Source organism: Pseudomonas arvensis, assembly GCF_056688935.1.
This window is the reverse complement of record NZ_CP162038.1, coordinates 1,353,749-1,375,231: the sequence shown is the minus strand read 5'-3', so window position 1 is coordinate 1,375,231 and position 21,483 is coordinate 1,353,749. Positions and strand designations below refer to the sequence as shown.

Genomic DNA, 21,483 nt, shown 5'->3' with positions numbered 1-21,483 from the left:
TTTTCCCATGACGGCCCATGCCGACCTTTCGCCGACCCTTCAACTTGCCATCGACCTGATCCGTCGCCCCTCGGTCACGCCGATCGACGCCGATTGCCAGAAGCTGATGATGCAGCGTCTGGGCGACGCCGGTTTTGCGCTGGAGCCGATGCGCATTGAAGACGTGGACAACTTCTGGGCCACCCACGGCAAGCACGATGGCCCGGTGCTGTGCTTCGCCGGTCACACTGATGTGGTGCCGACCGGCCCGGTGCAAGCCTGGCAGAACGATCCGTTCGACGCGCTGATCGACGAAAACGGCATGCTCTGCGGGCGTGGCGCGGCGGACATGAAAGGCAGCCTGGCCGCAATGCTGGTGGCAGCGGAGCGTTTCGTCACCGATTACCCGGACCACAAGGGCTCGGTGGCCTTCCTGATCACCAGCGACGAAGAAGGCCCGGCGCACCACGGCACCAAGGCCGTGATCGAGCGCCTGGCCGCGCGCAAAGAGCGCCTGGACTGGTGCATCGTCGGCGAACCGTCGAGCACGACGCTGGTCGGTGATGTGGTCAAGAATGGCCGTCGCGGTTCCCTCGGCGCGACCCTGACCGTGCGCGGCGTGCAAGGTCATGTGGCCTACCCGCACCTGGCGAAGAACCCGATCCACCTCGCCGCACCGGCCCTGGCGGAATTGGCCGCCGAGCATTGGGACGACGGCAACACGTTCTTCCCGCCGACCAGCTTCCAGATTTCCAACCTCAATTCCGGCACCGGCGCCACCAACGTGATTCCTGGTGACCTGACGGCGGTGTTCAACTTCCGTTTCTCCACCGAATCCACCGTCGAAGGCCTGCAGCAGCGCGTGGCGGCGATCCTCGACAAACATGGCCTGGACTGGCATGTGGAGTGGGCGCTGTCGGGCCTGCCGTTCCTCACCGAACCGGGCGCCTTGCTCGATGCGGTGTCCGCCAGCATCAAGGCGATTACCGGTCGCGAGACAAAGGCGTCCACCAGCGGCGGGACGTCGGATGGCCGTTTCATTGCCACCCTCGGTACTCAAGTGGTCGAGCTGGGCCCGGTCAACGCGACAATCCATCAGGTCAACGAGCGCATCCTCGCCAGCGATCTCGATGTACTGACCGAAATCTACTACCAGACCCTGATCAAGTTGCTCGCCTGATGCTTGCCTGCCCCATTTGCAGCGCCCCGCTCAACGCGGTAGACAACGGCGTGGCGTGCCCGGCCGGGCACCGTTTCGACCGGGCTCGCCAGGGTTACCTGAACCTGTTGCCGGTGCAGCACAAGAACAGCCGCGATCCGGGCGATAACCTGGCGATGGTTGAAGCGCGCCGCGACTTCCTCAACGCCGGGCACTACGCGCCGGTGGCCAGGCGCCTGGCCGAGCTGGCCGCTGAACGCGCGCCGCAGCGCTGGGTCGACATCGGCTGTGGCGAGGGTTACTACACCGCGCAGATTGCCGACGCCCTGCCCCACGCCGACGGCTATGCGCTGGATATTTCCAGAGAAGCGGTCAAGCGTGCGTGCAAGCGCAACCCGGCGCTGACCTGGTTGATCGCCAGCATGGCCCGCGTTCCATTGGCGTCAGGCAGTTGCCAGTTTCTCGCCAGTGTTTTCAGTCCATTGGATTGGCAAGAAGCCAAGCGCCTGCTCAGCCCCGGCGGCGGTTTGATGAAGGTCGGTCCTACACGTGGCCACCTGATGGAACTGCGCGAGCGCCTGTATGACGAAGTGCGTGAATACACCGACGACAAACATCTGGCTCTGGTGCCGGACGGCATGAGCCTGGCCCACAGCGAGACGCTGGAGTTCACCTTGAGTCTGGCCGAGCCCCAGGACCGCGCCAACCTGCTGGCCATGACACCCCACGGCTGGCGCGCCAGCGCCGAGCGCCGTGCCGAGGTGATCGAAGCCGCTGAGCCGCTGCTGGTCACCGTGTCGATGCGCTACGACTATTTCGTGCTTCAATAACCGACTTTTAAGCATCCGCGAATGGATTTTCGAATCCCGCAACGAGGAATATCCATGCGCCAACCTGATATCGAGATTTACCTGAAGGACGCCGACGTCGACTACAAGGCCATCGCCGCGTGGCTGGGCACCGCGTTGGGCCCGTGCACCGACTGGATCCAGCGCGGCCAGACCTACAAGTGCAACGCCGGCGATGTGCCGGTCACCTGGTTGCCCAAAGCGGTAGGCAAATGGAACAGCCTGTTCTTGGAAAGTGACCAGACGCCGTGGGACGACGACATCGCCTGCGCCCGTGCGGCATTTGCTGCACTGAACGTCGAGGTGCGCTGCGCGCCGGGGACGTGGGTCGAGGAAGAAGGTGAGGAAAGTGCCGACACCTGGATTCGCATCAGCGCAGACGGTGAAGAACAGATCACTTGGAAAACTGCATAACCTGAATTGCAAATGCCGTCAAAAATGTGGGAGGGGGCTTGCCCCCGATAGCAGTGCGTCAGTCAGCTAATTTGTTGCTGATACACCGCCATCGGGGGCAAGCCCCCTCCCACATTTGATCTGCGATGGGCCTACAGGCCAACCACATCCTCCGCCTGCAACCCCTTCTCGCCGGTCACCACGGCGTATTCCACCTGCTGGCCCTCGGCCAGGGAACGGTGGCCATCACCGCGAATGGCGCGGTAGTGCACAAACACATCCTTGCCATCTTCACGCTGAATGAAGCCATAGCCCTTTGCATCGTTGAACCACTTCACATTGCCGGTTTCGCGCGTTGCCATCTGTATTACTCCCACGTACGTTTTTTATTGTTGAGTCGCTTGCGTTGAACTGCCGAGTATAAGACAGGCTCAAAAGCGATCAACTCAAGTTTACATCGCTGCTTTTTTGCCGATTTTCGGCGAATACGGCACACTACCCGCCCGAGCGCCTGCTCGGTTTTTTCCACTTCAAGCAGCTCGCCTATGACCCGCTCCCCGTTCCGCCGTCTGGTGTTTGGCACCTTGCGCCGACTGTTGTACCTCTGGGTTCGCTCGGAGACGATCAACCAGTCGTCCCTTACCCTCAACCTGGACCGCAGCCGGCCGGTGTTTTACGTCCTGCAATCGCCCTCTCTCACCGAATTGGCCGTGGTCGATGCCGAGTGCACCAAGGCCGGCCTACCGCGCCCGGTGCTGCCAGTCTCCGTAGGCCCGTTGATGGAGCCGGCGGCGTTCTTCTACCTCACGCCGGAGCCGGACTGGCTCGGCCGCCAGGACAAGCGCGGCGCACCGCCGACCCTGACCCGCCTGGTCAACACCCTGAGCGAGCACGCCGAAGAGAATGCACAAATCATTCCGGTCAGCGTGTTCTGGGGGCAAACCCCGGCGAGCGAGTCGAGCCCTTGGAAACTGCTGTTTGCCGACAGCTGGGCCGTCACCGGCCGCCTGCGTCGGTTGTTGAGCATCCTGATCCTGGGTCGCAAGACCCGTGTGCAATTCTCCGCGCCCATCAACCTGCGTGAGTTGATCGAGCACAATAAAGGGCACGAACGCACCGTGCGCATGGCCCAGCGCATCCTGCGTGTGCACTTTCGTAACCTGAAGACCGCCGTGATCGGCCCCGACCTGTCGCACCGCCGCAACCTGGTCAAGGGCCTGGTGAATATGCCGTTGGTGCGCCAGGCCATTCTGGATGAAGCCGAACGGGAAAAAATCAGCCCGGAAAAAGCCAAGGCCCTGGCCCTGCGCTACGGCAACGAAATCGCATCGGATTACACCTACACCGCGATCCGCTTCCTGGAAGTGGTGCTGAGTTGGTTCTGGAACAAGATCTACGACGGCATCAAGGTCAATAACGTCGAAGGTGTGCAAAAGGTTGCCCAAGGCTACGAGGTGATTTACGTGCCTTGCCACCGCAGCCATATCGACTACCTGCTGCTGTCCTACCTGCTGTTCAAGAACGGCCTGACCCCGCCGCATATAGCCGCGGGCATCAACCTGAACATGCCGGTGATCGGCAGTCTGCTGCGCCGGGGCGGGGCGTTTTTCATGCGCCGCACCTTCAAGGGCAACCCGCTGTACACCTCGGTGTTCAACGAATACCTGCATACCCTGTTCACCAAGGGTTTCCCGGTGGAGTACTTCGTCGAAGGCGGACGCTCACGCACCGGGCGCATGTTGCAGCCAAAGACCGGGATGCTCGCGATTACCCTGCGCAGCTTCCTGCGCTCTTCGCGCATGCCGATCGTGTTTGTGCCGGTGTATATCGGCTATGAGCGTGTGCTCGAAGGCCGCACCTACCTGGGCGAACTGCGCGGCGCGAGCAAGAAGAAAGAGTCGATCTTCGATATTTTCAAAGTGGTCGGCGCGCTCAAGCAGCGGTTTGGCCAGGTCGCGGTCAACTTCGGCGAGCCGATCAAGCTGGCGGAATTTCTCGACGGCGAACAACCCGACTGGCGCACCCAGGAGCTGGGGCCGAACTACAAGCCGGCATGGCTCAACGAAACCACCAACCGCCTCGGCGAACGGGTGGCCCGCCACTTGAACGAAGCGGCGGCGGTGAACCCGGTGAACCTGGTGGCCCTGGCGCTGCTGTCCACCACACGCCTGGCCCTCGACGAACAGGCCATGGCCCGCCAGTTGGACCTGTACCTGGCGCTGCTGCGCCGCGTGCCTTACTCGCCCCACACCACCCTGCCCGAGGGTGATGGCCTGGCGCTGATCAAGCACGTCAAGGACATGGACCTGCTGTCGGAACAGAGTGACGCCCTCGGCAAGATTGTGTATCTGGACGAGCAGAACGCCGTCCTGATGACCTACTACCGCAACAACGTGCTGCACATCTTTGCCCTGCCGGCGCTGCTGGCGAGCTTCTTCCAAAGCAGCTCGCGGATGAGCCGCGAACAGATTTTGCGCTACACCCACGCGCTGTATCCGTACCTGCAATCGGAGCTGTTTATCCGCTGGTCGCTGGAAGAGTTGGACACGGTTGTCGACCAGTGGCTGGAAGCCTTTGTCGAACAAGGCCTGCTGCGCTTCGAAAACAACGTGTACCTGCGCCCGGCGCCAAGCTCGCGGCACTTTGTGCTGCTGACGCTGCTGTCCAAGAGCATCGCCCAGACGCTGCAACGCTTCTACATGGCGATCTCGCTGCTGCTCAACAGCGGCCAGAACAGCATCAGCGCCGAAGAACTGGAAGACCTGTGCACGATCATGGCCCAGCGCCTGTCGATCCTGCATGGTCTCAATGCACCGGAGTTCTTCGACAAGAGCCTTTTCCGACATTTTATTCAGACATTGCTGGAGCAAGATGTGCTGCGCCGCGACGAGGCCGGCAAATTGAGCTATCACGATCTGCTCGGTGAGCTGGCGGAAGGCGCGGCCAAACGTGTGTTGCCGGCCGAGATTCGCCTGTCGATCCGCCAGGTGGCCCTGCATCGTGTCGATGGCGCAGCCGAACAACCGGATGAGCCTGAAGAAACCCGCTAGATTGAATAAGGCGCCAGTGGGATGCTGGCGCCGCTGACAAGGAGCCGCACCATGAAAAAGATCATCCTCCTGGGCCTGACCGCCCTGCTCGGAGCCTGCCAATCCATGACCCCTGCTCCCAAGGCCAGCCTTGATGGCGAAGTGTTCTACCTGCAACGCATCGCCCTGCCGCCGACAGCAACCTTGAGCGTCAGCCTGCAGGACGTATCCCTGATGGACGCCCCGGCCGTGACCCTTGCCGAACAGAAAGGTCCGATCAAAGGCCAGGTGCCGCTGCCGTTTCACTTGAATTACGACCCGGCCCAGGTCAAGCCGGGCCACAGTTATGCGGTGAGTGCTCGCATCGAACAGGATGGCAAGCTACTGTTTATCACCACTGAACGGCACGCTGTGCAGCTCAACGGCCAGGATCCACAGCCGCTGCGCCTGCGAGTTGATGCGGTCGCACACTGATATTCTCCAGATCATAAGGAAGCGCCCATGCTCCGTAACTCCCTTCGCCTCACTGCCCTGTGCGCCGGCCTGCTGTTCGGCGCCAATGCCATGGCCCTGGACCTGAGTAGCCTGTCCCAGGGCGATGCCAGCGGCGGTCTCAAGGACGCCCTGACCCAGGGCGCGCAGATCGCGGTGAAACAACTGGGTGTGCCCGGTGGTTTCAGCAACAACCCCGAAGTAAAAATCGGCCTGCCAGGCAAGCTCGGCAAAGTCGCCGACAAACTGAAAATGTTCGGCATGGGCGACCAGGTCACGCAACTGGAAGACAGCATGAACAAAGCGGCCGAAACCGCCGTGACCCAGGCCCAGCCGATCCTGGTCAACGCCGTGAAGAACATGAGCGTGACCGACGCCAAGGGCATCCTCAGTGGCGGCCAGGACTCGGCCACCCAATACCTGAACAAGAGCAGTCGCGAACAGATCCGCGCCAAGTTCCTGCCAATCGTCAAGGCTGCCACCGATAAGGTCGGCGTGGCCCAGCAGTACAACGCGCTGGCCGGCAAGGCGGCAGCCTTCGGTGCCGTGGATGCCAAGAGCGCCAACGTTGAAAACTACGTGACCGAGCAGGCGCTGGATGGTTTGTTCAAGATGATTGCGCAGCAGGAAGAGACGATTCGCAAGAACCCGGCGGCAGCAGCGACCAGCTTGGCGAAGAAAGTCTTTGGGGCGCTATAAAAGCTGATTAAAAAAACGCCCTGACTTTGTCCGGGCGTTTTTTGTTGCATGTACTTTTTAACACCCCTTGCTCTAATGCACAGCCTAGAAACGGTAGTGCGGCAATGGCCGGGATGAGCCATACGAAACACTGGTATTGCCGTTCGAGCTGGACGAGTTCGAATTGACGTTGTTGTTCTCGTTGTTGTTCTCGTTATTGATGTTGATATTCACGGGTTGCTGCTGGCTCTTTCCACAACACCGACCAAGGCCCATCATCGCCCCCATCATTTGTAGCGGTAACGTCAGTATTGGCAGAATCATCTACATTCCTTCCTAATTAAATTCACACGATAGTCCAGACCGCTGCACTCCAAACGCCAGTACTTTTCGGCCAGGTAATTCTGTGTGGTGCGTTAGTTGAAATAGTTCCTGCCTATGCGTTGGAACGAGCCGCTACCCAGTCAGCGCGTCCATCGCCTGGGGCCTGAGCGTAATGCGCAAGCCTGACGCCCCTTCGGATTGATAGCGTCAGTGGAGGATCGAATCAGCCACGCGGCCGAGCAGGACAGTAGCGAAACAACCAATGGCGATTGCAGTGACGCGATTGATCGTAAGTGAACTCAACCAGCGAGAGTGGCGCCCGACTACCCCGGCACCGAAGCCTATCCATGCCATTCCAATCGGCACTACCACCAGGGCCAGGAGGGTCATAAACGCCATATAGTCAGTCCAGTTGCTGAACGTATTGGCGGGGGCGATCAAAGATGCGATCAACAACCCTTTGGGGTTCATTACCGTCAACGAAAAAAAATAGATGCCTGAAAACTGATCCCCGACAGCCTCATCCGGAGCCTGTTTGCGGCGCCACAACTGATAGGACGCCAGAAGCAAGTAACAACCGGCGGCCAACTGAGTCAGTTTAAGCGCCCACGGCGAATACACCGCGATGTAGAGCAAGGCCGCGCCCCACAGTGTTACCTGTAGCAAGTAGGCCAGACACTCGATGAAGGCCAACTTCCACGAAGCCCGAAACCCGAACAACACCCCTGCGCGCAATAGCAGGGTGTTGGTCGGACCAGGGGCAAGCAACAACAACATCAGGGCAGAAACAGTGGCCAACATGATTACGCGACGTCCTTCCTCACTCGGAACCACGCAGCATACAGGGCCGGCAAGAACAATAGGGTCAACGCCGTCGCCACAATCAACCCACCCATGATCGCCACCGCCATCGGCCCGAAGAACACACTGCGCGACAGCGGGATCATCGCCAGTACAGCGGCGAGTGCCGTCAGCACAATCGGGCGGAAGCGTCGGACGGTGGCTTCGATAATCGCCTGCCACGGCGCCAGGCCGGCCTTGATGTCCTGTTCGATCTGGTCCACCAGGATCACCGAGTTGCGCATGATCATGCCCGACAAGGCAATGGTCCCCAGCATGGCCACGAAACCAAAGGGCTGGCGGAACGCCAGCAGGAACAGCGTGACGCCGATCAAGCCCAGCGGCGCCGTGAGAAACACCATTGCCGTGCGTGAGAAGCTGCGCAGTTGCAGCATCAGCAGGGTCAGCACCACCACAATAAACAGCGGTACACCGGCCTTCACCGAGTTCTGCCCGCGCGCAGAGTCTTCGACGGTGCCGCCTACCTCCAGCAGGTACCCGTCCGGCAACTCGGCGCGTACGTCCGCGAGGGTCGGCAGAATTTGTTGAACCAGGGTCGCCGGTTGGTCCTTGCCGTAGATGTCGGCGCGCACGGTGACTGTCGGCAGGCGGTTACGGTGCCAGATGATGCCTTCCTCGAATCCGTATTCGAGGGTGGCGATCTGGGACAGGGCCACGCTTTTACCGTTGTCGGTCGGCACCGCCAGGCTAGGCAGCAGCGACAGTTCGGTGCGCTCGTGAACGGTGCCGCGCAGGAGGATCTCGATCAATTCGTTGTCCTCCCGGTATTGGCTGACGCTGGAGCCGGTGAGTGAACTCTGCAGGAATTTCGACAGGTTGGCGGTGCTCACGCCAAGGGCGCGTGCGCGATCCTGGTCGATATTGAGGTAGACGATTTTGCTCGGCTCTTCCCAGTCCAGGTGCACGTTGACCACATGGGTGTTTTCGCGAACCTTGGCCGCGACTTTACGTGCAAGGGCGCGGACTTCTTCGATGTGCTCGCCGGTCACGCGAAACTGCACCGGGTAGCCCACGGGCGGTCCGTTTTCCAGGCGTGTGACGCGCGAACGCAGGTCGGGGAATTGTTCGTTGAGGGTTTCGATCAGCCAGGTGCGCAGGCTTTCACGCTCCTCGATAGTGTTGGCCAGTACCACAAATTGCGCGAAGCTGGCGGCCGGCAGTTGCTGGTCCAGCGGCAGGTAGAAACGCGGCGAACCGGTGCCGACGTAGGCCACGTAGTTCTCGACGCCGGCATGGTCTTTGAGCATGGCTTCCAGGCGTTTGACCTGATCGGCGGTGTTGCTCAGGGAGGCGCCTTCGGCCAGTTTCAGGTCGACCATCAGTTCCAGACGGCCAGAAGCCGGGAAGAACTGCTGCGGCACAAAGCGGAACAACGCCACCGAGCCGATAAACAGCAGCAGTGTCAGCACAATCACCGTTTTGCGTCGACTGACGCACCACTCCACCAAACGTCTTACACGCTGGTAAAACGGCGTTCCGTAGGGATCCGGGCCATCAGCGCCGTGTTTGGCCGCATGAATCTTCGCCAAGTCCGGCAGGAGTTTTTCCCCCAGGTAGGGCACGAACACCACGGCGGCGACCCAGGAGGCCAGCAACGCGATGGTGACCACTTGGAAGATCGAACGGGTGTATTCGCCGGTGCTCGACTGCGCAGTCGCAATCGGCAGGAAGCCAGCCGCCGTGATCAGCGTGCCGGTGAGCATCGGGAAAGCGGTGCTGGTCCAGGCGAAACTTGCGGCCTTGAGCCGGTCGTAGCCCTGCTCCATTTTGATTGCCATCATTTCCACGGCAATGATCGCGTCATCCACCAGCAAACCTAGCGCCAGTACCAGTGCGCCAAGGGAAATCTTGTGCAGACCAATGCCGAGGTAATACATGGTGGCGAAGGTCATCGCCAATACCAACGGAATCGCCAGGGCCACCACCATGCCGGTGCGTACGCCGAGGGAAAAGAAGCTCACCAGCAATACGATCGCCAGCGCCTCGGCCAACACCTGCACGAATTCTCCGACACTGGTCTTCACCGCTGCCGGTTGGTCCGACACCTTGCGCAGCTCCATGCCAGCCGGAAGGTTCTTCTGCAAACGTGCGAATTCGCCTTCGAGCGCCTTGCCCAGTACCAGGATATCGCCGCCGTCGCGCATCGCCACGGCCAGGCCGATTGCATCAGCGCCCATGTAACGCATACGCGGTGCCGGTGGATCGTTGAAGCCACGGTGGATGTCGGCTACGTCGCCGATCCGAAAGGTCCGGTCGGCGACTCGAATGGGAAAGTCGCGGATCTGCTCCACCGTCTTGAAGTTGCCCGACACGCGCAGTTGCACGCGCTCGCTCGGGGTTTCAAAGAAGCCGGCGGTGGACACCGCGTTCTGCTCCTGCAACGCCTGCTGCACAGCGGCCAGGGGCAATCCCAGGGTGGCGAGTTTGAGATTGGACAGCTCGATCCAGATCTTCTCGTCCTGCAGGCCGAGCAACTCGACCTTGCCCACATCCGCCACCCGTTGCAGCTGAATCTGGATGCGGTCCGCGTAATCCTTGAGTACGGCATAGTCGAAACCGTCGCCGGTCAGGGCGTAGATATTGCCGAAGGTGGTGCCAAATTCATCATTGAAAAACGGGCCCTGGATATCTGGCGGCAAGGTCTGGCGGATGTCGCTGATCTTCTTGCGCACCTCGTACCACAGCTCGGGAATCTGCGCCGAGTGCATGGAGTCGCGGGCGATGAAGGTCACCGTGGATTCACCAGGGCGCGAGAACGAGACAATGCGCTCGTACTCGCCGGTTTCCATCAGCTTCTTTTCGATGCGCTCGGTGACCTGGCGCGAGACTTCCTGGGCGGTAGCGCCCGGCCAGTTGGTCTTGACCACCATGGCTTTGAAAGTGAACGGCGGGTCTTCACTTTGTCCCAGCTTGGTGTAGGACAACGTGCCGACAACGGCCAGCAGGATCATCAGGAACAGTACGATCTGGCGATTACGCAACGCCCATTCGGAAAGATTGAAACCCATCGGGGACTACTCCTTGGCCGCCAGATTCACGACACGGTTGGAGCGATCCACAGGGCGCACTTGCTGGCCTTCGTGGAGCACATGCACGCCCGCGGCGATCACCCAATCGGTGGGCGTCAAGCCTTCCAGCACCGGTACGGTTTTTTCGCCGAAGGCACCGATGCGCACCGGCGTGCGCTTGAGGGTATTGTCCGGCTCCACACGCCAGACGTAGGACGCCCCATTCTCTGCACTGAGGGCAGACAGCGGGACCGACAGCGCAACAACGCCATCGGCCTGAATGAATACGCGGGCACTCTGGCCAAGTTCCGCCGGGACTTTGCCTGCGGTAAACGCCACGCGGGCGGCAAAAGTGCGTGATTTTGGATCGGCCGCCGGGGACAGTTCACGAATGCGTCCTGTAAAACGCTGGTCGGGCTGGCTCCACAACTCCACGGCTACCGGCTGGCCGACCTTGAAGCGACCAAAGCCCTGTTCGGGCAGGCTGATGAGCACTTCACGCTCGCCATCGGTGGCCAGTGTGAACACGGTTTGGCCAGCCGACACCACTTGGCCGACTTCCACCGCACGCTTGGCAACGACCCCGTCCTGGGGGGCACGGAGCACGGCGTAACCGGCTTGGTTGCTGGCCACATCGAATTCGGCCTTGATCTGCTTAAGGCGCGCTTCGCCGGATCGGTAGAGGTTTTCGGAATTATCGTACTGGGAACGACTGACCATCTGACGGTCCATCAGGGTCTTGTAACGGTCGCGCTCAGCACGGACCAGGCTCAGATTGGCCTCGGCGGCGGCGACCTGGGCGCGGGTGGCCTCCAATTGCAGGCGTACATCCTGAGGGTCGAGTTCCGCCAACGGTTGGTTGGCTTTGACCCGCTCCCCCTCTTCCACCAGGCGTTTACTGACTTTGCCACCGATGCGAAAGGCCAGGTCCGGCTCGTAGCGAGCCCTTACTTCGCCTGGGTAGCTGTCCATCGACTGGGCCGACGGTTGCGGTTGCACCACCATCGCTGGACGGACGGTGATCTGGGCCGGTTCTTCATGGCCGCAGGCGGCCAACAGGAAGACCAGACTGACAGGCAACGCAAAGGGCAGGAAAGTGCTGCGCATGCTGAAGGACCTTTCGCAAATGAAGCTAGGAATAATTATACTGGCCAGTATGTTATTAATACCAAACTCACCAGTCCAGTATTAAAGGTGAAAATGTCCGACAATCGCGTTAACACCAATAGCCCCGGGCGTCCCAAGGACATGGCAAAACGCCAGGCAATTCTCCAGGCAGCGAAAACCCTGTTTTTGGGGAATGGTTATGCCAGTACCAGCATGGATGCCGTGGCCCTTGAGGCGGGCGTGTCTAAACTGACCGTCTACAGCCACTTCACCGACAAAGAGACCTTGTTCACCGCCGCCGTGGTGGCGACGTGCGAGGAGCAGTTGCCGGTGATGTACTTCGAGCTGCCTGAGGGCATGCCGGTCGAGACTGTGTTGCTGAATATCGCGCGGGGGTTCCATCGGCTGATCAACAGCGAGGAGTCGGTAAACTTGCACCGCCTGATGATGACCACCGGCAATCAGGACATGAAACTCTCCCGGATTTTCTTCGACGCAGGACCGATGCGCATGCTCCAGGGCATGGAACGATTGCTCAGCAAAATCGACCAGAGTGGCGCCCTGAGCATCGATAAACCGTTTACCGCAGCCGAGCACTTCTTCTGCCTGCTCAAGGGCACGGCAAATTTTTGCCTGCTGTATGGCTGCGGCGGGCAACTGAGTGAAACCGCCGCCGAATCCCATGTGCAGGAGGTGGTGGGGTTGTTTATGCGGGCTTACAGGCCTTGAACATCAGGGCTTGAGCGCTTTCTTGGGATAGATGTCATACCGGCTGGACTTGCCATCCAGCGCATGGCTCGGCTTTGGCCCTTCGATGCACGGCGCCTTGCGCGGGCGCTTGACCACTACACGGTGGCTGGCCAAGGCCAGGGCGGCGGCCAACAAGGCCGGTGCGTCCGGGTCATCGCCTACCAGCGGGCGGAACAGGCGCATTTCCTTCTTCACCAAGGCGGTTTTCTCACGGTGAGGAAACATCGGGTCGAGGTAGATCACCTGCGGCGGCTCGCCTTCCCAGTTGAGCATCACGTCGATGGAGTTGCCCTTGAGCAGCTTCATGCGCGCCACGATCGGCGCCACCTCAAAATCCTCTGCACCGCGCGCCAGGCCATCTTCGAGCAAGGCACCGATCAACGGTTGGCGCTCGATCAGGCTCATCTGGCAACCCAGGCTGGCCAGCACAAACGCGTCCTTGCCCAGACCGGCCGTGGCGTCCAGCACCCGTGGGCGCACGCCTTGGGCAACGCCTACGGCTTTGGCAATCATCTGCCCGCTGCCGCCACCGTAGAGCCGACGATGGGCCGCACCGCCTTCAACAAAGTCCACCCGCACCGGCCCTGGCGCGTCAGGCCCGAGCTGTTGCAGCTGTAGGCCCTGCTCGCCAACTTGCAGGGAAAAGTCCGCGTCGGCGAGCTGTAAAGGCAAGCCAAGCAGCGCTGCCCATTGCTCGGCGCGGGCCTTGAAACCTTCGCCCAAGGCCTCGACCTGAATGCGGCTGGCCGCTGGTTGTTCGCTCATCAATCACTACGCTCAAAAATATTAAGGATCGGCAAACAACGGCCGATAAAAATAACAGTCAGGTATTTTGCCAGAGCTGAGCGTCGACCGAGAAAAATGTCAGACATTCTCCCCCTAACCATCGGTGTACTGCCGACCCACAACCACTACGGCCTGCGCAATACTCAAGCGCTGGCCGGGGTGAGTCATGTGTGGCAGGACTTCTTCGCCCGTGCGCTGGCCGAGCAGCTTGGCGATACGCCGGGCGCGCTCGCCGTGCAGGCGCCAGCACCGGTGGACCCAGCGGTAGAACCTCACGAAGGCGCCGACCTGCTGTCGCAGATCCTCACGCAGCGTGAGTGCGACGTGAAAGACACCGAAATCGCTCCGCCTGAGCCACTGTTCCTGCCGATCGCCGAATTCGAAACCGAGTTGCTGCCACCGGCTGCGACGCCGTTCCCGGACGACGAAATCGTCGCCCAGCAACGCCAGCAGAACTTCGAAAGCGGCTGGGTACGCCCCATCGTGCTCACCGCAGGCCAACCACTGCCCGAGCCAAGCCCGGCGCCGCAACCTCGCCCACTGCATTTGCCGATTGCCGAGTTCGAACTGGACCTGCTGCCGCCGCCCGCCACGCCGTACCCGACTGAAGAGCTGGTGGCCCAGCAAAAGGCCCTGGACTTCGACTACTACTGGGCACGCCCATTGATCGCCAACAACCTGCGCCTGGCCGCCTGAGCCTCAGCGACAGACCCACCAGCGCCCCATGTCCAGATGGAAGTGGTTGCGGTGCGCGGCATTGTAGTCCGGGCTCAACACCACGTTGAAATCATCACAGGCGCTATCGCGCACCTGACGCAAAAACCGTGCGCTGTCGCCCTCCCCCGGCCAATCCTTGAGCACGCTGATACTGCGCCCATCCGCCAGCCGAAACCCGGCGATATCCAAAGCATTGGCAGACGCATGCTGACTGAGGCGCCCCTCGGCACGACCATAGATATTGCGACAGGCGAAGCTGCCCAGATGATCGACCCGCGTGACCGCCTGGCCGAACACCGCCTGCGCCGCCGATTGCAGGCTATGACGCTCAAACAGCGCGAACGCCACCGCCAACGGGCAACTGGCGAGAAAGCTGCTGCTCAAGGCCACGTCGGCGCCCTGCACGCGCAAGGTATTGCGCAAAGGGCAAGCGGCGTCGGCGGGCGTGTCGGCCTGATGGCTGACGCGCAGGCCGGAGGTTTTCAGCACTTGGTCGCACAACGCCGGATCCTCCTGCAAACGCCCCAGCTTGTAGCGGGTCAACAGGTTAGGGCTGGCGCGCACATCCAGCGGCGCCCAGGGGTTCCATTCAGCGGGCAGCGGTACCCAGCCTCGCCATACGCCCACGCCAATCGCGCCGCCGAGCAGCAGTAACACGGCCAGTACTTTGAAAAAACGCACCGCTTAGTCCTTGAAGAACTGATTGGCTTGGCTGAAGGGCATCGAGCGTTCGGTGAAGGTAAAGGTGCCGAGTTCATAGACTTCCTGGGCCGCCCGGTAGAACTGACCATAGGCCGCCAGCGCCATGGCCGATCCCACACTGATGCGCTTGACCCCCATCGCGCTCAGTTGCGCCACGCTGAGTTTCAGCCCACCGGACATCAACACATTCACCGGTTTTGGCGCCACGGCCTTGACCACCGCCAACACCTCCTCGGCGCTGCGCAGGGCCGGCGCATACAGCACGTCGGCACCTGCTTCGGCGTAGGCTTGCAGGCGGCGAATGGTGTCTGGTAAATCCAGGCGACCATGCAGGAGGTTTTCCGCACGGGCCGTCAAAGTGAAAGGGAATGGCAGACTGCGCGCGGCGGCGACGGCGGCTCGCACACGTTCGACGGAGAGGTCGAAGGCATAGATCGGGTCAGCCGCGATGCCCGTGGCATCTTCGATGGAGCCGCCGACGATGCCGCTCTCAGCCGCGCGCAGAATGGTCTGGGCACAGCCTTCGGGGGTGTCGCTGAAGCCGTTTTCCAGGTCGGCCGCCACCGGCAGTGCGGTGGCCTTGGCGATCATGGCGGCATTGAGCAAGGTGTCTTCCAGGGACAGCGCGCCTTCCGCATCCGGGCGCCCCAGGCTGAACGCATAACCCGCACTGGTGGTGGCGAGGGCTTCAAAGCCGAGGCTGGCGAGCATCACGGCGGAGCCCGCGTCCCAAGGGTTGGGCATCACGAAGGCGCGGTCACGCTCGTGCAAGGCCTTGAAGGTTTCGGCGCGTCGGGTTTGGGCATCCATGACTGACTCCTGGCGGGAAAAGGAGCCCTAGAGTAACCCCAGTTGTTCGGCTTCGGGTTGCCGATCCAGCGTTGGCAGCGCAGGCAGGCCGGGCAGGCGTGCCATCAACTGGTCGTGGAAGCGCAGGGCCAGTTGTGCGGCGAGGCGGTTGTCCGAGGTGTGCAGAAACACATAGGGCGTGCGGCCCTCTTCGATCCAGCCGGCAACTTTTTCCACCCATGGGCCCAGGAACGGGTCGTTGGCCTCAAGCTCCGGATGGCCGATAAAGCGCACCTGGGGAAACTGGGTCAGCGCTGCCGGGCGCGGTGGTACCTTGGGCTTTTTGGATTGGGCATGCAGCACCGCTGCCGAGGTGGACGTGCAACTGAACAACGCACGCGGATCGAGGCAGATACGTTCGACGCCCCGATCACGCAACAGGCGGTTGAGCATGCGCTCGGCATCGCCCTTGGCGAAGAACTCCGGATGACGCACTTCAACGGCCAACGGGCGTTCCAGGCCATCAATAAAACCGGCCAGTTCCGCCAGGCGTTGTGGCGAGAAACTCGCCGACAGTTGCAGCCACAACGGCGAAACCCGCTCACCGAGCGGGCTCATCAAACTGACAAAACTTTCGGCCGCAGGCAATTGCTCACGCAAGTCGCCGCCATGGCTGATGTCACCGGGGAATTTGGCGGTGAAGCGAAAATCGTCAGGCATGATTTCAGCCCAGCGCTGCACGGTAGCGACGGAAGGTCGGGCATAAAAAGTAGTGTTGCCTTCAACGGCGTTGAAGACCTGGGAATAGAGGGCCAGATAGTCGCTGGAACGCGCATCGGCGGGATACAGGTACTCGCGCCAGGCGTTTTCACTCCAGGACGGGCAACCGAGGTAGTAAGGCAGGCGCATCAGATGTGGATGTCGAGGCCCAGCACTTCCATATCCCATTCGACAAAGCCGGCGGTGGTCAGGTAGCTGGCCAGGGCGGTGGCAACGCTTTTGCTCATGGAGCGCGGGAAGACCATATCTTGTTGGCGGGCCGGAAGGCCGCTGATGCGTGCCTGGGAGTTGGGCTGTGCATCGGGCTGGACTTCGATGAAGTCCGGTGAGTCTTCGACGGACTCGTCTACCGTGACGTTTGCCTTACGCGGCTTGCGCTTGATTGGGTAGGACTGTGAGGAAAAGCCGTCTATACGCATCGATGCGAACTCGGTATCGGTGATGGCATTTTAGTGGCGCAATCCGTAGCGCGCAAATGCTCTGGTGATAACTAGAACACATAATTTGAAAAAGGTTTAAAAGCAGGGGCAAATTCTGACGATTGGCGCCGGATTGCATCAAATTGCCACCACTTTTGATGTCACACGATCCCGCGTTCTGCTTTGGTTTGTGCCACTTTATCGCGCAGATAAACCGGTGCAGCCAGATCGGCAGCAATTGCCTCACCGCGCTCGAAAGCAAAACGCGCAAGGCTCAACAAGTCTTCGGCGTGAGGCAACATGGCGGCGTCCTGGCCAACCAACCGAACGCCGATACGCTCGCCATAACCCCAGCCAGTGCCGGCACCGAACCAATCGCCGCTGGCATCGTCCGGCAATACCGACGACTCCGGTGGCTGCACAGCCTCAACACCCACCAGGCGCATTTCGCCAGCCGTTTCGCGGTAGCAGCCCCAGTACACCTCATCCATCCGCGCATCAATGGCCGCTGCCACCTGCGAAGCACCGTGTTCACGCCATGCGCGCTGAGCCAGGACGGCAAGGTTGGACACCGGCAGGACCGGGCGATCCAGCGCAAATGCCAGGCCTTGCACAACGCCAATGGCGATCCGCACACCAGTAAATGCACCCGGACCGCGGCCAAAGGCGATGGCATCGACGGCGGCCAGGGTGGTGCCCGCTTCGTCCAGCAGTTGCTTGATCATCGGCAACAGCTTCTGCGCGTGCAGGCGCGGGATCACCTCGTAGTGGCTCGTAACGGTGCCATTGTGCAGCAAGGCAACGGAGCAAGCTTCAGTCGCGGTGTCCAGGGCCAGCAGGGTGCTCATCGGTGTGGGTGTCCAAGTCGAAAAAAAGTGCGCCAGTATAAACAACAACGGCCCGCAAGCGGGCCGTTGTGTCGCAAGCCGATCGAAGGATCAGCTCAGTGCTTGCAGCACCTTGGCGGTGATGGCTTCTACCGAGCCAACGCCAGGGATGTGGCTGTACTTCGGCTTGCCCTGGGCAGCGGACAGCTTCTGGTAGAAGTCCACCAGCGGCTTGGTCTGCGAGTGGTAGACCGACAGGCGATGACGCACGGTTTCTTCAGTGTCGTCTTTACGCTGCACCAGGTCTTCACCGGTGACATCGTCCTTGCCTTCAACCTTCGGCGGGTTGTAGACGACGTGGTACACGCGGCCCGAGCCTTCGTGAACGCGACGACCGGCGATACGCTGGACGATTTCTTCGTCCTCAACGGCGATTTCGACCACTGCGTCCAGCTCAACGCCGGCCTTCACCAGGGCTTCAGCCTGGGGAATGGTGCGTGGGAAGCCGTCGAACAGAAAACCGTTCTTGCAGTCGTCCTGGCTGATGCGTTCCTTCACCAGGTTGATGATCAGGTCATCGGAAACCAGGCCGCCGCTGTCCATCACGCTCTTGGCGATCAGGCCCAGCTCGGTGCCGGCCTTGACGGCCGCACGCAGCATGTCGCCGGTGGAGATTTGTGGAATGCCGAATTTTTCAGTGATGAACTTTGCCTGAGTACCTTTACCGGCCCCGGGAGCTCCCAGCAGAATGACGCGCATTGATGTGCTCCTCAATTTTTATATAGAGATGACGCTCGGATTCACCGCGTTGGGGCAAATCTCGTAGAAGTGTGGCTCGTAGCAATAGGATTCGGGCCGCCCAAACGGCCAAAGGCTGATCAAGATACACAGCAGGCCTTAACCACACAAGCCGCCAAAAGTCGCAGGAACCGCGCCCGGCATGCGTCATAGGTAGGGTGTGCCTGAGTGCAACCCGGCCCTGTAAACGCCGACCGCCCGGTTCCGGGCGGTCGTTGTGGTTTATCTGCAAGCCGTTGAGAACACGCAAAAAACCTCAGCCGGTATTACGTAAACCGGCGGCAATACCGGCCACGGACACCAGCAGCGCTTGTTCCAGAGGGCTGTCCTGCGCCGCTTCCTGCTGGCGCGAGCGTGCCAGCAACTCAGCCTGCAACAGGTGCAAGGGGTCGAGGTAGGTGTTGCGCAGGCGGATAAACTCCAGGGTGTCAGGGCTATGGGCCAGCAGTTGCGACTGGCCAGTCAGGCCAAGCACCACGCCACAGGCCTGCGACAATAGGTCGCGCAAGTGCACACCCAATGGCAACAGATCCGGCTGGACCAGGCGCTCGTCATACAGGCGCGCGATATCGGCATCTGCCTTGGCCAGCACCATTTCCAGCATATCAATGCGGGTACGGAAGAACGGCCATTGCTCACGCATCTGTCCCAGCAGTTCGCCCTCGCCGCGCTCCAGGGCCTTGCTCAACGCGGCTTCCCAGCCCAACCACGCCGGCAGCATCAGGCGGGTCTGGGTCCAGCCGAAGATCCAGGGGATCGCGCGCAGGCTTTCTATACCACCGGCGCGGCGCTTGGCCGGACGACTGCCCAGCGGTAAACGGCCAAGCTCCTGCTCGGGGGTGGATTGGCGAAAATACTCGACGAATTGCGGATTTTCCCGCACCACGGCACGGTAAGCACTGACACCATCGGCGGCCAATTCGTCCATCAAGTGGCGCCAGGCCGGCTCGGGTGGAGGCGGTGGCAGCAGCGTCGCTTCCAACACGGCGGCCAGGTACAGGTTGAGGTTCTGCTCGGCAATGTCCGGCAGGCCGAACTTGAAGCGGATCATCTCGCCCTGTTCAGTGGTACGGAAACGCCCCGCCACCGAACCCGGCGGCTGCGACAGGATCGCCGCGTGGGCCGGGCCGCCGCCACGGCCGACGGTGCCACCGCGACCATGGAACAACAGCAATTCCACCTGCTGCTCACGGCAGATATCGACCAACCGTTCCTGGGCGCGGTATTGCGCCCAGGCGGCTGCGGTGGTGCCGGCGTCCTTGGCCGAGTCGGAGTAGCCGATCATCACTTCCTGCGGGCCCTGCAAGCGCGCACGGTAGCCCGGCAGCAGCAACAGTTGCTCGATCACCGGGCCGGCGTTATCCAGGTCGGCCAGGGTTTCGAACAGCGGCACCACGCGCATCGGCCGCTGAACGCCCGACTCTTTAAGCAACAATTGCACGGCAAGCACGTCCGACGCAGCCCCGGCCATGGAGATGACATACGAGCCAAGCGATGCAGCGGGCGCGGCGGCCACTTCCTTACAGGTGTTGAGCACTTCGGCCGTGTCCGCCGATGGTTTGAAATAGCTCGGCAGCAGCGGTCGACGGTTGGCCAGTTCCTTCATCAGAAAGCTGATGCGTGCGTCTTCGTCCCACTCTTCGTAACGGCCCAGGCCCAGGTAATCGGTGATTTCGGTCATGGCCGCCGAATGGCGACTGGAGTCCTGGCGCACATCCAGCCGCACCAGGAACAGGCCAAAGGTGACGGCCCGGCGCAGGCAATCGAGCAGCGGGCCGTCGGCGATCACGCCCATGCCGCACTCATGCAGCGACTGGTAGCACAGTTCCAGCGGCTCCAGCAGATCGCGGTTGTTCTGCAACACCTCGGCCGGTGCCGGTGTGTTGCTGCTCAACGCGGTGTGCGCCCACTGGCGTGTGGCGCGCAGGCGTTCGCGCAGCTGCTTGAGCACGGCGCGGTAGGGTTCGACACTGTCGCCCACTTTGGCCTGCAATGCCGGGCTGGCGCGTTGCATCGACAGCTCGGAGGCCAAATGATCGATATCGCGCAAATACAGATCGGCGGCCATCCAGCGCGCGAGCAATAGCACTTCGCGGGTGACCGGCGCAGTGACGTTCGGGTTGCCGTCGCGGTCGCCGCCCATCCAGGAGGAAAACCGAATCGGCGCGGCTTCCAGCGGCAGGCGCAGGCCCGTGGCAGCGTGCAAGGCCTGATCAGCCTTGCGCAAGTAATTGGGGATGGCGTGCCACAGCGAATGCTCAATCACCGCAAAGCCCCACTTGGCCTCATCCACCGGCGTGGGTCGGGTGCGGCGGATTTCTTCGGTGTGCCAGGCTTCGGCAATCAACCGTTGCAAGCGTTGGCGGATCTGCTCGCGCTCGGCGGTAGTGAGGTCGCGGTGATCCTGCAGCGCCAGTTGCGCGGCGATGGCATCGTATTTCTGGATCAGGGTGCGGCGCGCCACTTCGGTGGGGTGGGCCGTGAGGACCAGGTCAATCTCCAGGCGCCCCAGTTGGCGGGCCAGGGATTCGTTGCTGTGACCCTCGCTTTGCAGGCGGGCCAGCAACTCCGGGAGTACGCGCGATTCGAAAGGCGCCGGCTGCGACTCATCGCGCCGGTGAATCAATTGGTACTGCTCGGCGATATTGGCCAGGTTGAGGAACTGGTTGAAGGCCCGGGCTACGGGCAGCAGTTCGTCTTCCTGCAATTGGTTGAGGCTGGTACTCAGCTCATCGCCAGCGCCGCGACGATCGGCCTTGGCGCCTTTGCGGATCTGCTCGATCTTGTCGAGGAAATCATCGCCGTACTGCTCTCGAATCGTGTTGCCCAGCAGTTCACCCAGCAGGTGAACATCCTCACGCAAGCGTGCATCGATATCACTCATCAGCCAATCTCCAGCCAGAAATCCGGGACGCGCAGGCCTGCCAGAGTGCCGTCAGCATCGTTTTATGACAAGACTTTAAACCTTGCCGCTTGCAGCTAGTCTCAACTGTGAGCCGCCGCGTTATCCATGCGCGCGACTGGTCACTCATCACCG

General features: G+C 61.4%; 21 protein-coding genes. 8 read left to right on the top strand and 13 right to left on the bottom strand.

Features of this window, described 5'->3' with window-relative positions; translation table 11 throughout:
- Positions 1–7: 7 nt before the first annotated feature.
- Genes dapE through AB3G88_RS06255 form a run of 3 tightly spaced genes read left to right on the top strand, consistent with a single transcriptional unit; the run spans position 8 to position 2,400 of the window.
- Entirely contained in the window at positions 8–1,159 is a 1,152-nt protein-coding gene (gene dapE / locus AB3G88_RS06265) for a succinyl-diaminopimelate desuccinylase (protein WP_049709680.1), read from the top strand.
- Positions 1,159–1,968: a putative RNA methyltransferase gene (locus tag AB3G88_RS06260; RefSeq protein WP_099583370.1), complete on the top strand. Its 810-nt coding sequence runs from the start codon at positions 1,159–1,161 to the stop codon at positions 1,966–1,968. The genes dapE and AB3G88_RS06260 overlap by 1 nt, the downstream gene beginning before the upstream one ends.
- Before the next feature lie 54 nt (positions 1,969–2,022).
- Entirely contained in the window at positions 2,023–2,400 is a 378-nt protein-coding gene (locus AB3G88_RS06255; protein ID WP_480453487.1) for a hypothetical protein, read from the top strand.
- A 131-nt stretch (positions 2,401–2,531) separates the two neighbouring features.
- On the opposite strand, the gene AB3G88_RS06250 is transcribed toward AB3G88_RS06255, so the two are convergent.
- Positions 2,532–2,741, bottom strand: coding sequence for a cold-shock protein (locus tag AB3G88_RS06250; RefSeq protein WP_032891681.1), 210 nt, complete (start codon positions 2,739–2,741; stop codon positions 2,532–2,534).
- A 183-nt stretch (positions 2,742–2,924) separates the two neighbouring features.
- On the opposite strand from AB3G88_RS06250, the gene plsB reads away from it, so the two are divergent.
- The 3 genes from plsB to AB3G88_RS06235 are packed head-to-tail and all read left to right on the top strand — an operon-like array spanning position 2,925 to position 6,599.
- Positions 2,925–5,429, top strand: coding sequence for a glycerol-3-phosphate 1-O-acyltransferase PlsB (gene plsB, locus AB3G88_RS06245; protein ID WP_099583372.1), 2,505 nt, complete (start codon positions 2,925–2,927; stop codon positions 5,427–5,429).
- A 51-nt stretch (positions 5,430–5,480) separates the two neighbouring features.
- A complete protein-coding gene (locus tag AB3G88_RS06240; protein ID WP_191958266.1) occupies positions 5,481–5,882 on the top strand; it encodes a YbaY family lipoprotein in 402 nt (133 codons plus the stop codon).
- 27 nt (positions 5,883–5,909) lie between these two features.
- Complete coding sequence (locus AB3G88_RS06235; RefSeq protein ID WP_099583374.1) at positions 5,910–6,599, top strand: DUF4197 domain-containing protein; 690 nt, start codon at positions 5,910–5,912, stop codon at positions 6,597–6,599.
- Between the two features lie 84 nt (positions 6,600–6,683).
- On the opposite strand, the gene AB3G88_RS06230 is transcribed toward AB3G88_RS06235, so the two are convergent.
- The 4 genes from AB3G88_RS06230 to AB3G88_RS06215 all read right to left on the bottom strand — a co-directional run bounded on the left by AB3G88_RS06230 (position 6,684) and on the right by AB3G88_RS06215 (position 11,878).
- Positions 6,684–6,812, bottom strand: coding sequence for a hypothetical protein (locus tag AB3G88_RS06230; RefSeq protein WP_256595584.1), 129 nt, complete (start codon positions 6,810–6,812; stop codon positions 6,684–6,686).
- A gap of 297 nt (positions 6,813–7,109) precedes the next feature.
- Positions 7,110–7,703, bottom strand: a complete 594-nt coding sequence (locus AB3G88_RS06225; RefSeq protein WP_191947762.1) for a LysE family translocator — start codon at positions 7,701–7,703, stop codon at positions 7,110–7,112.
- A gap of 2 nt (positions 7,704–7,705) precedes the next feature.
- Complete coding sequence (locus AB3G88_RS06220; RefSeq protein WP_480453486.1) at positions 7,706–10,771, bottom strand: efflux RND transporter permease subunit; 3,066 nt, start codon at positions 10,769–10,771, stop codon at positions 7,706–7,708.
- Positions 10,772–10,777: 6 nt separating this feature from the next.
- Positions 10,778–11,878, bottom strand: coding sequence for an efflux RND transporter periplasmic adaptor subunit (locus tag AB3G88_RS06215; protein ID WP_158876320.1), 1,101 nt, complete (start codon positions 11,876–11,878; stop codon positions 10,778–10,780).
- Positions 11,879–11,971: 93 nt separating this feature from the next.
- Between AB3G88_RS06215 and AB3G88_RS06210 the strand changes: the two genes are divergently transcribed.
- Positions 11,972–12,607 carry a TetR/AcrR family transcriptional regulator gene (locus tag AB3G88_RS06210; protein ID WP_480453485.1) on the top strand — a complete coding sequence of 212 codons (636 nt, stop codon included), beginning with the start codon at positions 11,972–11,974 and terminating at the stop codon, positions 12,605–12,607.
- Positions 12,608–12,610: 3 nt separating this feature from the next.
- On the opposite strand, the gene AB3G88_RS06205 is transcribed toward AB3G88_RS06210, so the two are convergent.
- Positions 12,611–13,393 carry a class I SAM-dependent methyltransferase gene (locus AB3G88_RS06205; RefSeq protein ID WP_112193839.1) on the bottom strand — a complete coding sequence of 261 codons (783 nt, stop codon included), beginning with the start codon at positions 13,391–13,393 and terminating at the stop codon, positions 12,611–12,613.
- A gap of 96 nt (positions 13,394–13,489) precedes the next feature.
- On the opposite strand from AB3G88_RS06205, the gene AB3G88_RS06200 reads away from it, so the two are divergent.
- Positions 13,490–14,110, top strand: a complete 621-nt coding sequence (locus tag AB3G88_RS06200; RefSeq protein WP_112193837.1) for an energy transducer TonB — start codon at positions 13,490–13,492, stop codon at positions 14,108–14,110.
- Between the two features lie 3 nt (positions 14,111–14,113).
- Here AB3G88_RS06200 and AB3G88_RS06195 read toward each other — a convergent pair whose 3' ends face one another.
- The 7 genes from AB3G88_RS06195 to ppc form a co-directional block, all read right to left on the bottom strand.
- Complete coding sequence (locus AB3G88_RS06195) at positions 14,114–14,812, bottom strand: extensin-like domain-containing protein (protein ID WP_480453484.1); 699 nt, start codon at positions 14,810–14,812, stop codon at positions 14,114–14,116.
- A gap of 3 nt (positions 14,813–14,815) precedes the next feature.
- The gene (locus AB3G88_RS06190; protein WP_112193835.1) at positions 14,816–15,643 is read right to left on the bottom strand and encodes an isocitrate lyase/PEP mutase family protein; all 828 of its coding nucleotides are present in this window, start codon (positions 15,641–15,643) and stop codon (positions 14,816–14,818) included.
- A gap of 27 nt (positions 15,644–15,670) precedes the next feature.
- Positions 15,671–16,531, bottom strand: a complete 861-nt coding sequence (locus AB3G88_RS06185; protein ID WP_480453483.1) for a DUF72 domain-containing protein — start codon at positions 16,529–16,531, stop codon at positions 15,671–15,673.
- Positions 16,531–16,821, bottom strand: a complete 291-nt coding sequence (locus tag AB3G88_RS06180) for a hypothetical protein (protein ID WP_099583385.1) — start codon at positions 16,819–16,821, stop codon at positions 16,531–16,533. The genes AB3G88_RS06185 and AB3G88_RS06180 overlap by 1 nt, the downstream gene beginning before the upstream one ends.
- Positions 16,822–16,982: 161 nt before the next feature.
- A complete protein-coding gene (gene tsaB, locus AB3G88_RS06175; protein ID WP_099583386.1) occupies positions 16,983–17,669 on the bottom strand; it encodes a tRNA (adenosine(37)-N6)-threonylcarbamoyltransferase complex dimerization subunit type 1 TsaB in 687 nt (228 codons plus the stop codon).
- A 90-nt stretch (positions 17,670–17,759) separates the two neighbouring features.
- Complete coding sequence (gene adk / locus AB3G88_RS06170) at positions 17,760–18,407, bottom strand: adenylate kinase (RefSeq protein WP_057021888.1); 648 nt, start codon at positions 18,405–18,407, stop codon at positions 17,760–17,762.
- 295 nt (positions 18,408–18,702) lie between these two features.
- A complete protein-coding gene (gene ppc / locus AB3G88_RS06165) occupies positions 18,703–21,330 on the bottom strand; it encodes a phosphoenolpyruvate carboxylase (protein ID WP_250925840.1) in 2,628 nt (875 codons plus the stop codon).
- Positions 21,331–21,483 lie beyond the last annotated feature (153 nt).

Coding starts and splice junctions, on each gene's coding strand:
- dapE (WP_049709680.1), top strand. CDS start 8: ATGACGGCCCATGCCGACCTTTCGCCGACCCTTCAACTTGCCATCGAC.
- AB3G88_RS06260 (WP_099583370.1), top strand. CDS start 1,159: ATGCTTGCCTGCCCCATTTGCAGCGCCCCGCTCAACGCGGTAGACAAC.
- AB3G88_RS06255 (WP_480453487.1), top strand. CDS start 2,023: ATGCGCCAACCTGATATCGAGATTTACCTGAAGGACGCCGACGTCGAC.
- AB3G88_RS06250 (WP_032891681.1), bottom strand. CDS start 2,741: ATGGCAACGCGCGAAACCGGCAATGTGAAGTGGTTCAACGATGCAAAG.
- plsB (WP_099583372.1), top strand. CDS start 2,925: ATGACCCGCTCCCCGTTCCGCCGTCTGGTGTTTGGCACCTTGCGCCGA.
- AB3G88_RS06240 (WP_191958266.1), top strand. CDS start 5,481: ATGAAAAAGATCATCCTCCTGGGCCTGACCGCCCTGCTCGGAGCCTGC.
- AB3G88_RS06235 (WP_099583374.1), top strand. CDS start 5,910: ATGCTCCGTAACTCCCTTCGCCTCACTGCCCTGTGCGCCGGCCTGCTG.
- AB3G88_RS06225 (WP_191947762.1), bottom strand. CDS start 7,703: ATGTTGGCCACTGTTTCTGCCCTGATGTTGTTGTTGCTTGCCCCTGGT.
- AB3G88_RS06220 (WP_480453486.1), bottom strand. CDS start 10,771: ATGGGTTTCAATCTTTCCGAATGGGCGTTGCGTAATCGCCAGATCGTA.
- AB3G88_RS06215 (WP_158876320.1), bottom strand. CDS start 11,878: ATGCGCAGCACTTTCCTGCCCTTTGCGTTGCCTGTCAGTCTGGTCTTC.
- AB3G88_RS06210 (WP_480453485.1), top strand. CDS start 11,972: ATGTCCGACAATCGCGTTAACACCAATAGCCCCGGGCGTCCCAAGGAC.
- AB3G88_RS06205 (WP_112193839.1), bottom strand. CDS start 13,393: ATGAGCGAACAACCAGCGGCCAGCCGCATTCAGGTCGAGGCCTTGGGC.
- AB3G88_RS06200 (WP_112193837.1), top strand. CDS start 13,490: ATGTCAGACATTCTCCCCCTAACCATCGGTGTACTGCCGACCCACAAC.
- AB3G88_RS06190 (WP_112193835.1), bottom strand. CDS start 15,643: ATGGATGCCCAAACCCGACGCGCCGAAACCTTCAAGGCCTTGCACGAG.
- AB3G88_RS06185 (WP_480453483.1), bottom strand. CDS start 16,531: ATGCGCCTGCCTTACTACCTCGGTTGCCCGTCCTGGAGTGAAAACGCC.
- AB3G88_RS06180 (WP_099583385.1), bottom strand. CDS start 16,821: ATGCGTATAGACGGCTTTTCCTCACAGTCCTACCCAATCAAGCGCAAG.
- tsaB (WP_099583386.1), bottom strand. CDS start 17,669: ATGAGCACCCTGCTGGCCCTGGACACCGCGACTGAAGCTTGCTCCGTT.
- adk (WP_057021888.1), bottom strand. CDS start 18,407: ATGCGCGTCATTCTGCTGGGAGCTCCCGGGGCCGGTAAAGGTACTCAG.
- ppc (WP_250925840.1), bottom strand. CDS start 21,330: ATGAGTGATATCGATGCACGCTTGCGTGAGGATGTTCACCTGCTGGGT.